The 13,586-nt window shown below is 41.2% G+C and carries 2 protein-coding genes; both read right to left on the reverse strand.

What is annotated here, in order from left to right; all coding sequences use genetic code 11:
• Positions 1-11: 11 nt before the first annotated feature.
• Positions 12-6,572, reverse strand: coding sequence for a non-ribosomal peptide synthetase (locus tag LVD17_RS26595; RefSeq protein WP_233763120.1), 6,561 nt, complete (start codon positions 6,570-6,572; stop codon positions 12-14).
• Between the two features lie 31 nt (positions 6,573-6,603).
• The gene (locus tag LVD17_RS26600; RefSeq protein WP_233763122.1) at positions 6,604-13,557 is read right to left on the reverse strand and encodes a non-ribosomal peptide synthetase; all 6,954 of its coding nucleotides are present in this window, start codon (positions 13,555-13,557) and stop codon (positions 6,604-6,606) included.
• Between the last annotated feature and the right edge of the window lie 29 nt (positions 13,558-13,586).

Genomic DNA, 13,586 nt, shown 5'->3' on the forward strand with positions numbered 1-13,586 from the left:
TAGTGCTTAGGTTAATTCAATAGATTCATAATGTCTGACAGTCCTTCCACTTCTTCATCAGTGGCCTGGTCAACGTCATTCTTAGTGCTTACCCCCTCTGTCAGGTTAGCCATTCCTTCCAACGTTGGATATCTAAAGAGATCCACGATATCCAATTTCACCGAAAACTCCCTGTTTATTCTGTCATTGAGCTGAAGTAATTTGAGAGAATCTCCTCCAACCTCAAAAAAGCTTTGATCATTGGGTATAGACTCTCTTGATACCTGAAGCATATCTGCCCACAGAGATGCCAGTCTACTCTCTATTTCTGTAGACGGAGCCCACTTTTTCTCTGAGGTAAGGGTAGGTTTAGGTAGTGCTTTTCTGTCCAGTTTTCCATTAGGTGTCAGTGGCAGTTTGTCCATAAAAATGAAGAACCTGGGTAGCATAAACGAAGCTACCTTGTGTGACATAAAGCTCTTTATGTCCTTCTCTTCAAAAGGCTGCCTGCTGTAAGTTGTATAATAGGCGACCAAACAACTGCCCCCTCCCTGTTCATCCACCTGAACCACGGCCTGGCTGATATGCTCATGCCTTAGCATTTGGCTTTCTATCTCCTCAAGCTCTACCCTATAGCCATTTACTTTTACCTGTCTATCATTCCGTCCTAAAAATTCGATAGTTCCATCTGGTCTTCTTCTTCCCTGATCTCCAGACTTGTAATATCTACCTCCTTTGCCATTAATATCTTCTATAAATGCCTTTTCTGTTGCCTCTTTGTTATTCCAATAACCCAGGGCGAGGTATTCGCTTTTATAAACAATCTCACCGGTTTCAAATACAGCCGCTTCTTTGCCTTGAGGGTTAAGAATAAGTACTTCCGTCTGCTCTACGGGATACCCTACCGGGACTCCCCTTCTGCCAGACGCTTTGGCCATATCTTTTGAAATGAAGTTTTGAATCGTAATAGTTGATTCGGTAGGTCCCAAGCCATTGATAAAAATACAATCATCATTAAAATTATTGATGAAGATCTCAAGGTCCTTTGGCACAACAGCTTCTCCCCCCATAACAACCAGTCTAACCGATTGAGGTACAGATTTCCCATTCTCTATGCTATCAAAAACAGACCTGAAAACTGATGGGGTAGAATGATATATGGTAATGTCTTCTCCATACACCAGATCGCGAAATGCTGAAATTCCATTTGTTTTCAAATTGTACGGGTACAGTGTGGCTCCATTGAGGAGTGCCCCATAAATATCCATTACAGAGGCATCAAAACAGTAAGTGGACAGTAAAGTCAATCTATCCTGCTCACTAATATGGAGAGCATTGGTATATACTCTGGCAAAATGCAGCACATTGCGATGTATTTGCACAACTGCTTTAGGTCTACCCGTAGTGCCTGAAGTGTAAAGCAAGTATGCCTTTGACCTTTTATCCTTATCAAGCCTCAGGTTATCAGTCTGCTTCTCATCATCAACAATCTCATCAATATTGATAACCCTAACCTGCTTATTCGCAGCTTTAATTTGCTCTCCTACAGGCAAGGTTTCATTATCTACCAATAACACCTCCGCCGCACTGTCTTCCAGCATGTAACCTATTCTTTCTTGAGGGTAAGCCGGGTCTACAGGAATATAGAAAGCATTTGTTTTTACTACTCCGATCATGGAAACTATCATATTAGCGCCCATATTAAAAAGCAGTGCAATGCCTTCATTTTTATTGGTTAGTTGATTAATGCTATGAGCAATCTGATTAGCACGGTTATTTAGTTGATCATAGGTCAGTGCTACCCCTCCCACATTAATGGCTGTATGATCACCAAACTTCTCTACCTGCTCTTCGAATCTACGGTCTATAGTTGACTCAACACTTTCCTGAGTAAATGGCTCAAAATTCTGAGCTATAACTGGTTTCGTTGCATTAGTTTCGAGTGCCTTGGAAGACATCAGTTGGTAATCACCAATAGGTGTATCCGGTTTATTGGCAATTTGTACTATCAGCTCTTTTAACTCTTCAGCCAGATAAGCTATCGTTTGGGCCGCAAAAATGCTGGTTTTGTAAACCATGGAAATATTCATTTTCCCCTCGCCCTCAGAAACATAAAAGGTAAGATCAAACCTGCTGTGTATTCTTGGAGATACCGCTGCAGATTGATTTGCATCAACCTCCGTATCTAATTCCTGAAGAGGTTCAAATTGTAATTCGCCTATTTTCGTTACTGCTGCCCTGTCAAAATTCAGGTAGTTCACAAACACATCAAACAATGGGTTCCTGTTGATGTCTCTATCTATATCTAGGAGTTCCAGAAGATCTTCAAACTGAAAATTCTGATTTTCCTGTGCCTCAAGCATATTTGTCTTCACATCTTCCAGAAAATCACTGAACCTTTGCTTCAGTTGAGGGAAGTTTCGCAAAGCAAGTGTATTGAGAAACAGCCCGACCATATTCTGCACATCTGCATGATTCCTATTGATGGATGGTACCCCGATAACTATATCATCCTGATTACATAACCTCGACAAGAACACGTTGAGTACAGTCAACACCATAACAAAGTTGGTAGTACCGTACCCTTTAGTCATTTCAGTGATCTGCTTTACAATATCCTCTTCCAGGCTAATTGTAACAAAATCACCACTATCATTAAGCCCCTGTCTTGCAAAATCAGTTGGCAATGCCAATTTCTGAGGGGTTTTAGCAAATTGTCTTTTCCAGTATTGCTGCTGAACTCTGACCATTTCGCTGTATTCCTCGGTATGCTGCCATTCCGCATAATCTTTATAGTCAGTTTTCAGCGGTGGAAGCTCTTCATCATATAAGGTCTTCAGGTCATTGATCAGGATTCCCTGCGATGCACCATCGGTTACCAAATGATGGATATCTACAATAAGGAAATATTCTTCATTAGTCTTTCTTATCAGATCAACCTTAAGCAATGGTGCCTTTGCAAGGTCAAATGGACGAAGACGAGTATGCAGGTCTCCTCCTTCTATATGCTTATCTGATGAATAGTTAATTTCAAAATCCACTGAGTCATGAACCTTCTGCATAGGCACTCCATCAATCAAATGAAATGAAGTTCTCAGACTTGCATGCCTGGCTATCAGTTTCTTAAACGCAGATTCGAACTTCTCAAAATCCAGCTCCCCCTTTACAACCAGGAATTGAGGCATATTGTATGCCAGCGTCCCGGAGTTCATTTGATTTAAGAAATATAATCTTTTCTGCGCCGGACTCAGGGCATAATACTCCTTGGGAGATGCTTTTGGAATTTCCTGAAATGCACTCTTTTCAGCATCTCTTATAAACCCGGCTAGTTGTATGATATTCTGTCTTCTGAATATTTCTCTTAACGATACCTCCACACCGAATTTTTGGTGAATGCTATTAGACAGAACAATAGCTTTTAAGGAGTGCCCGCCTAGTTCAAAGAAACTTGTATCTGTACTGATTACAGCAGCATCAACATTCAGAATCTCTCCCCATATAGCAACAAGCCCTTGTTCTATACTATCTGCGGGTGCCACGTAATTTTCGCCCTGACTAAATGAGGGCAGAGGTAATGCCTTTTTATCTACTTTTCCGTTCGGTGTTAGTGGTATATGTTCAATCCTGATAAAATGTACCGGGATCATATAATCGGGCATCTTATCAACTAAATATTGAATAAACTGCCTGTTATTAATATCTTCTTCAGCAACATAATAAGCAACAAGAGTATCCTCTGGCAAAACCACAACTAAGGCATCATTAATCAGGGACATGCTTTGTATTTGGGCAGCGATCTCTTCCGGTTCTATTCTGAACCCCCTTATCTTAATCTGGTTGTCTTTTCTTCCCTTATATTCCAGTATCCCATCAGCATTATACTTAACAACATCTCCTGTCTTATATATGCGTTCATTAAAGAAGGCCGAATGACTAAAACTATCCTCATTAATATTTTGCTCCTCAATATATCCTTTTGCCAGATGTGGTCCGGCAATGTACAATTCGCCTTCAAGCCCATTGGGAACCAAATTTTGGTATTTATCCAAAACATAGCATTTCGTATTGGCAACCGGGCGGCCAATAGGAACAATTTTACCATTCAGCACTATATCCCGGTCTACGGGAAAAGTTGTTGCGATACCTGTAGTCTCCGTCTGACCGTACATGTTGATCAGCTGTAGACTGCCTTGAAAAAACTCGTACAACTTATTTACCAATGATACTGGCAAAGGCTCGCTTGCGGTCAGGATCAGCCTCAACTTATTGTTTAAAATGCCATCCACCATTTCTGCAGGTTGCGAATTAAGCACCGTAAGGCAGTTTCTGAGGTATGATGGTACAAGGTCTATTACACTTACTGATTTTCTGCTTATGGTTTCAAATAAATGTAGTGGGTTTTCAATTTCCTCTTTTTGAGCCAGTACAAGGGTATGTCCGTGGCATAACGGCATAAAAAGCTGGCGAACTGATGAGGAGAAAGAAAAAGTTGCTGTGTGTAAGAACACATCTTCGGACTGTAACCTGAGACTATGGTACAGAGACTGGACATAGTGACCAAGTCCTTCATGTAAACATACGACACCTTTAGGCTGACCAGAGGTGCCAGAGGTGTAAATTATGTAAGCCTCATCCGGTGTACTAACTCCATCAGGGTTCGTTGAATCAAAACCTTCCAAAGATGCTTCATCGACTGTAATAATATCAACAGCACTCTGCACTGCTTCCGGCAAGGATTTATCTCCAGTGTTTACCACCACCTGAATCTGGCTGGATTGCAACATATACTGAATCCGCTCCGGAGGGTAATTTTCATCAATTGCCAAATAGGTTTTACCGGACTTAAGTACTCCAATAATTGCAGCGATCATGTTAAAGTCTCTTCGTCCAAACACTGCAATCCGTTTTTCTGCCTTGGATGATACTAATAGCTTTTGGGCTATTCTATTGGCTTTTTGGTTCAGTTGCTTAAATGTCCATGTCTGATCGGCGTTGATCAATGCTATTTTATCCGGATACTGCTTAACTTTTTGTTCAAACAGCTCATTGACTGTTTTTTGAACAAACCCGCACTTTTCGGCCTCACTGATCTTGATCATCTGTTCTTTTTGAGCCGTGGTTAACAGTTCAACATCCTGAAGTCTAAGGTCAGGTGATTTTACCAGTGTATCAGAAATAATCTCTATATACTCTATAAAGGCACTAATGGTCTCTTTTCTAAACAGGTCAGTGCAATAATGGATGGTAAAGTCGAAGTGGTCTTTCGTTTCAAAACACTCCAAGTCAATATCAAACTTCGAAATGGTATTTTCTGAGGACTCGTGCTTCCAGTTCTCCTCTCTATTATCCATGTACTCGTTGAAGTAATTCTGGAATACAAAAGCTGCATCGTAGACTGGATTTCTCCCTGGTTCTCTTTTAGAGGAGACTTTTTCAACAAGTTCATCAAACTTGTATTCCTGGTGAGCCAGGCCTTCGGAGACTTTTTCTTTTACTTCATCAATATACTCCAGGAACGATTTGTGCCCTTCAGGAAAACCTTGAAAAACCAGTGTGTTAACAAAATTGCCAATCACTCCCTGTATTTCATCATGATTTCTGCTGGCTACCTGACTTCCCACCAAAACCTGCTCCTGATTACATGCCTTAGACAGCATAATCTGGTAAATGGACAGGATCAATGTAAACGTCGTGATATTATGTTTTTCACATAATAGTCTCAGTGCCTTTGTTTTATCAGCAGAGAATTGAAAGTTCATAAAACCTCCTCTAAAACTCTGGGTGTCTGGCCTTGGATAATCAAAAGGCAGGTTCAATACAGGTAACTCTCCTCCGAGCTCACTTAGCCAGTAACGCTCCTGACTTTTATAGGCTTCGCTGGCATGTCTTTTTAACTGCCACTCTGAAAAGTCCTTATACTGTACCTCCAGAGGTTTTAATTCATGTCCCTCATAGATTTCTTTCAGCTCCTTTTCCATGATCATAACAGAAGTACCATCCGCTATGATATGATGAATATCCATGACCAACCAGGCACTATCATTATCCCTTATAAGAGTGGCCTTAAGTATTGGTGCCTGAGCCAGATCAAATGGTTTGATCAGCTTTGGAATAAGTTCAGCTATGTTCTTGTCTGCAGCAGCATCAACAACTTCAATATTAAACTTTACCGTATTATGTACTACTTGTACAGGTTCTCCCTTATCCAATTTAAAGGATGTCCGAAGACTTTCATGCCTTTTTATTAAACTATTAAAAGCATTTGTCAGTCGGTTTACATCAACATCCTTATCCAGCTTCATCACCTTCGGGATATTATAAACCAATGATGAAGTATCATAGGAATATAAAAAGTAAAGTCGTCTTTGAGCAGATGAAAGCAGGTAAAAATCCCTTTCATCTGCAATAGGGATATTAGTATATTTCAGTTGATTGGCTTTTTGAATATACTCAACCAATTCTTCCTTCCTGCCCTTGATCTCTTCAAGCAACTCTTTGGTCATCACCCCGGTGGGGGCATTAACCTTGAGCTTGCCATCAACCACAGTTAATTCAATGCGCTTATTCCTTAGTTTCGTTAAAAGATTCTTCACTCCCTGTTTATAAAATTTTTAAATACTAATATTAATCCAGTATAAATTCGTCCCCTTCCGTGACTTCCTGGCCCTCTTTACTTTTTAGCCAAAGTTCATTTTCGATGTAATCGGCTATGCTGAGAATAGTATCTTCCTTGAATATTTCACGCAGAGGCACTTCAACATTCAAAACCTTAAAGATCTTATTCATCATCAGGCTCGCTTTTAAAGAGTGTCCTCCAAGTTCAAAGAAGCTTTTGTTGGTGCTGATCTGAGAAGCTTCCAAGTCAAGAAGTTCTGACCAAATTTCCACCAATGTTTTCTCCGTTTCAGTCTCTGGTTTTCTAAACTGGTGGTCGATCCTGGTTGCCGGATCTGGTAATGATTTACGGTCTATTTTACCATTTGATGTAAGAGGCATTTTCTCAAGCACTACAAAATATGAAGGGATCATATACTTTGGTAACCTTGACTGAAGGTGTTGCCTCATTTGTTCTTCAGGTGATTCACTCAGTGCCTCCTCCGTTGACTGGATATCTTCAATTTGTGCCGCACTAACCTTACCACCTATTATGCTATGTGTTATACGTTGATCATTATGCAAATCAAAAGCTGACTTTGCTACAACTTTATCCACTACACCTATGGCACACCAGCCAACCTGCTCTTTTATACTCCTGTTCATAACTGACTGAGCCATGAATCCCGCATAAAAATCGCCGTTTATAGCTTGCTCAGGGGACACAAAATGTAATGATACTCCTGCTGCATTATGAAGCTTTTCGTTTCCGGCAAATAGTTGTTCGCCATCGATATCTCCAAGTCTGTTCCAAACCCCACCTATATAATCGAGTTGAAACACTCCTGACTGCATCTCATGTACTGCCTGTGCTTTCACTACCATGAAAACATCTGTTTTACAAACGTCACCCAATAATGCCTTTGCCTGTACGAGGCTGTCTGTTAGCACTTCCATGTTTGCCAAACTGATTTCTTCTTTCTGAAAATCCCTATAACTCTTTCTTTCGTTGTAAGTCAAAGGTATATAGTCATCATCCGCCGAACCTTCTGCAACGCCGGTGACGTGCAGAGAAATAGCAGGCATTTGAGAAGCTGTCAATCCGAATAAAACTGTCAGTTCCTGCTGTTCTACATCCGTAGTCTGTAGGTCTACAGCTACCATGGAAGTCATCAATAAATTGGCCATATAGCCAGCCTCAATACGGGCGAAATCTTTTGCTAATCTGCCATACAAAGGTTCAATAGCATCCAGATCTGCGATCAGATGGATATTAACCCCTTCAGTTATATTAACCTGGGAACTTGCCTGCCTCAGCTCAAAATGCTCCGGGTGCAAATAATAACATCCTTTTTCGACACCGTCTATGGCTGCTTCTGCAACCTCAATCCAGGTTTGTACAGGGTACAAACTTCCCGCTGAAGGGTAGAAGTACTTGGGTAACGGCATTTCATTATAAACCTGACCTCTTACAGCTGACAGTAATTGTCCCAAAGTATCTTTTGTAATGGCTTCTTTACCGGCAGCCTTGCCGCCTAATTTTTTCTTTCCTGACAGTTTCAATTCTGTTTGATAGGGTAAAGCATAGTTAACCTCTGTCTTTATATCCCTGAGATTATGTTTTTCCAGTTTAAATACTGACCTCTCTTTTTCGTCATTGATGGTAACTGAAGGATCAGTAACTAAACCCACATGATCAACCTGCTGAGAAGATTGCACTTCGCCTGGCACTATATAGGCTATTAGTTCTCTGGACTTGCCAGCTTCTCCTCTTGCGATAGTCAGGGATTCGCTCACTTGAGGATGCTCATTGATTGCCGCCTCGATCTCTCCTAACTCAATTCGATACCCTTGTATTTTCACCTGAGTATCTTCACGACCAAGAAACTCAATATTGCCATCCGGCAGGTATCTGCCCAAATCACCAGTCTTGTAAAGCCGCTCGCCGGACTCAGGGTGAATGATAAAACTGTTAGCCGTCTTTTGTTCGTCTTTCCAATATCCTTTAGCCAAACCAATACCTCCAATATATAAATCACCTGGCACCAGGTCAGGGCATATGGCGAGTGCCTCATTCAGCACGTAGAATTGCTGATTTAGCAATGGTTTGCCATATGGAATACTTTTCCAGCTTTCAACTACTTGCTCAACCGGGTAGTAAATAGACCATATCGAAGCTTCTGTTGCTCCTCCCAGGCTGGTGACTTTGACTTGAGGGCTTAATTTTTTGATGCGATCCGGAAGGTTCACTGGTATCCAGTCTCCACTCATCCATACATTTCTTATCGATGGCAGACCATCATCTCTTCTTTCTGCATAGTCTACAAGCATTTGCATCAGTGTAGGCACTGTATTCCATAGTGTAACACCATATTGATGAATATATCTGTACCATGCTTCGGGATCTTTGAGTTCATCCGGTGCAGGTATAACCAGTGCACCCCCAGCTCCCAGTACTCCGAAAATATCATAAACTGATAAGTCAAAGCTGAGTGATGAAATGGCCAATACCCTATCCTGATCTGTTATACCAAAACGCTGATTCATATCGCAGACTGTATTGGTAGCTCCGCGATGGTCGATAACTACACCTTTGGGCATGCCTGTAGATCCTGATGTGAAAATAACATAAGCCAGATCTTCAGCTTGATTGCTCACTTTTGGAGCATCCTGGTACTGTTCATTCAACAGACTTTTGTTGACATGCAATACCTTATATCCATCATTAAAGTCTATTTCATCAGCTACGGCATCCGTAGTAATTATGAGCGAAGCTTCGCCTTGCTCTAAAAGCAAACGGATACGCTCATGAGGTAGTGAAGCATCTATAGGAAGATATGCTGCTCCAGCAGATAAAATACCCAAAGAAGCCACCACCTGCTCCCAACCTTTGTGCATCACTATAGCCACAAGTTGATTCGCCTTAGCATCCAGAGAAATCAATCGATGAGCAACATGATTTACCAGGTGCTCCACCTGAGCATAGGTCAGTGTTATTTCATCAGATATAATAGCCTCGGAATGGGCTCTTTCCTTCACTTTAAGTTTGAAGTTATCGTGAAGTAAACAGCCCGGTTCTTCTGCCCATGTATCATTCACAGCCACCTTTCTTTGTTCCTGCTCCTGAGGCAGGTCGATAAGAGATACTTTTTCCCAGCATTTCTCATCCTCAGAAAGCTTGTTGAGTAACTTACCAAAGGCTTCGAACATATCCTGCAACATGCCCTGAGGAAAAACTTCCTCCACACAATCCCAGTTATACCAGAGCCCTTTACTATTCTCTCCAATTTGAAAATCAATCCATACCTGAGGTGTCTGAGAAATGGCATAATTCTCTTTCATCGGATCATTAATCTCACTAATAATGGTCTCCTCTTCAGCAATTTCATCTCTTTGGATACCCAGGGTACTGGTCAGTACAACAGGCATCATAACCGAGTTGCCATGATATTGAGACATCTCTCTTAATACCTCGATGCCTCCGAAATATTTATGCTCCAAATCTGACCACATCCTGTTTTGGAGCTTTTTAAGATTTTCAGCAAACGTGGCGTTACCCCTGTAATCTATCTCAAGTAATGTAAGCGATGTAAAGTCTCCCAGTAATCTGTCGACATCTTCATGGAATAGTATCCGATTATATAGCGTAAGGTTAAGTATAAAATGACTGGATTTACTCCAATAGTCAAGCACCTTAGCAAAGCAACCAATTAAGAATACAGTAGGTGTTATTCCAAGAGCATTTGATTTCTCTTGTAGATAATCCCACGCTTTTTTATCTAAATGACCTGCTCTACGTGCAAACTTTGGTTTCTGTGGTAAGCTTGTTATAGGCTTCACCGGCAGTTCGGGCGCCATGGGCAGGTCGGTAATACGTGCCTTCCAGTATTCTTTTGATTTCAGGTAAAGGGGACCTTTTCTAAAGTTACCCTCGCTCATCATGTAGTCTCTAAAAGAAATATCTACTCTTGCAGGCTCAGCTTTAGGGTTAGCATATAAATATTCGTATTCCGATACGAATTTGGTTAAACTCTCTGCGTCCATAACCAGCCCGTCCGTACCGTAATGAATCTTGTAGGTTTCATCTTCAAAAACAGTGACCCTTACATCAAAAAGCGGCCATTCTTCACCAGAGAACACATGATGTGCCATTTCCTCCCTCCATTTGTAGAACAGTTCCTCTCCCTCCTTTTTATCATACTTTCTCAGATCCAAAACACGTACTTCATAAGGCGGAACATCCTTCAATATTCGTTGCTCACCATTCCCGGTCACTACCATTCTAAGCACTTCATGATTGTCAATCAGCTTTCTTAAAACCTGCTGAAACTGATCAATATCCAACTCCGGAACAAAAGTTTCAAAGTAGCCATGAGCTCCAACCTGTCCAAAATTGAAAGTATCTTTTCGACCAATCCAGTAAGCATACTGGACATCTGTCAATGGGAATGGTTCATGTCGGTTATCTTCATCCACGATCAATTCCGGTACGTCATCCTGTCCCTCCTGTTTCCCTATTTTGTCCGATAGGGCTCCGATAGTAGGGTTCTCAAAAAACTCCTGTAGCTCTATGGTCACTCCAAACTTCTTTTGAAGCTGACTGATAAGTTTTAATACTTTTATTGAGTGACCTCCAAGCTTAAAGAAGTCACTTGACCTGTTAATATCTTTGGTGTCAACATCGATTACTGTTACCCACATTTCTGCCAGTTCCAGTTCCACAGCTGACATTGGCTGGTCATCTTCCTGGCCTGCTACCTCTTTTTCAGGTTTAGGGAGTTCTTTTTTATTGACTTTACCTGTAGCTGTAAGCGGTATAGATGGAATCTGCACCAGATAAGCAGGAATCATATATTCAGGTAGAGCTTCCTTAAGATATTCGTTTACACTTTGAGCATCTGCACCTTCTTCACCCACAAAGTATCCAATCAAATAAGGGTCCTGATCCTGACCTTCTTTCTCTACCACTACTATAGCATCGGTTACTTCAGTAGCTTCTTTAATGTAATGTGCAATTTCGTCAAGCTCAACCCTGTAACCACGAATTTTCACCTGATCGTCCTGACGTCCTATAAACTCAATATTGCCGCCTGGCAACCAGCGAGCCATATCTCCTGTTTTATACATATTTACGCCCTCTTCAAAAGGATCGGCAATAAACTTGTCAGTAGTTAGCTCCTCCCTGTTGAGGTAGCGCTTTGCCACGCTGTCTCCTGAAAAATACAATTCACCCGTAACACCTATGGGCTGAAGTTCCCCCTGTTCGTTAAGGATACGGATGTAGGTATTTGCATTAGGTTTACCTATCACTCCCGGATTTCTCTCATTAAGCTGGTTGTTACAGGTACCACCGATTGAAGTCTCCGTCAGCCCATACTCATTAGTTAGTTTAAGTTCAGGTAATAGTTGTTTGCTCCTTTTAATCAGGCTTTTTGAAGGCTTGTCTCCGGCAAGTGCAACAAACCTCAAATGGTCTATCATATCTGACCCGTCCAGCTCGGAAAGTATCAAATCATATACTCCTGAAGTAAAACAACCATTGGTCACTTTATGCTTTTTAAGAGCCTGCAACATTTCTGATGCCCCAACCTCTTTGACATCTGGCATAAGCAGCAAAGTGGCTCCGGACAGTAAAGTAGAATAGAGGTTACACCCAAACCCATCAAAATGGTAAGGAAATACCTGTAATGTAACATCTTGCTGAGTCAGATTGTAATTATCGATTCGCCAGGTAGTATAGTTTACAACACCCTGATGAAGCACATCTACTCCTTTGGGTGTACCCGTAGTACCTGAAGTATATATATAGTAGACGGTATCTTCTTTACTTACAACATGTGGTGACTTACCATCTCCTTTAACTGTATCCGCTTCTATTATTTTTACATCTGCTTCCAGTTTGCTGGTTAATATTTTTCTTGTTTCAGACTGGGTCAGAACAATCCTGGCTCCTGAATCTTTAAGAATGAAATCGATCCTGGAACCCGGATCTTCGGGTGATAACGGCAAATAAGGAAGTCCGGCTTTAATACAGCCAAACATGGCACAGATCATTTCAAAAGAGGGACGGAAGTAAAGTGCAACTGCCTGTTTTTCTCCATCCATCTGATCAATAAGCACGGATGCTATATCATTAGCCTTTTGATCAAGCTCTGCATAGGTCATCACTCCATCTCCGAAAATCAAGGCATTCTGGTCCGGACATTGTCTTACCTTCTCTTCAAAAAGAGATTTTAGTGTATGATCACCATTATCAGTTTTGGCGCCACTGAAGTTAGAGAGCAATATTCTGTTCTCTTCTGCTGATATTACGGTTAAAGATGATATATCTTGTTTGATATCGCTAACCACTTGTCCCAACAGATGATGCCAGTGTGTAAGCAACTGACAGACAAGATCCTTACTATACTTTGAGCTATCTGCAACCCAATCAATTCGTAATTTCCCACCTGAGACATCTACATTGAAGTATACGCTTGCCTCTGAAGGTAATTGGTTACAATGCCCATGCAAACCCTTCATGGCTATTATCCAATCGTGCAGTGACTCGTTAGAGACCTGCCCGACCGGTATGTTTTGATGCATGAGGGCATTTATCCATTCACTTTTAACCAGATTTAAAAGTTCTCTGAATGAAGCGCCGTCTTCAACACCGATAATTAATGGAAGCCACTCAGCCGGCCCTTCTTTTTTATCATTCTGCTCCTTGGGTATCCCTAAAGAAAATGCCGATGCCTCTTGATTATACTTTTTAGCTATGACGAATAGTGATGACAATAAGATAACATATAATGCTTTTTCATTCTCATTGCTGATCTCAAGAAGTGCTGCAGCTACTTCCTGGTTGATCTCCAGACTACCTTCTATGTTATCATTTGAGTTAACCTCACCTCCATCATAAAGCAAGGGAGAGGTAACTATATCTATATTCCGTTTTTCCTGCCAATACTTTGCATTGACTTTATTTTCGGTTAGTGTGTTCATATTCAAAAATGTAATTTAAGCGTCTCTGT

Origin of the sequence: Fulvivirga ulvae, from assembly GCF_021389975.1 — a bacterium.
In the GTDB taxonomy this organism is placed as follows: Bacteria; Bacteroidota; Bacteroidia; order Cytophagales; family Cyclobacteriaceae; genus Fulvivirga; species Fulvivirga ulvae.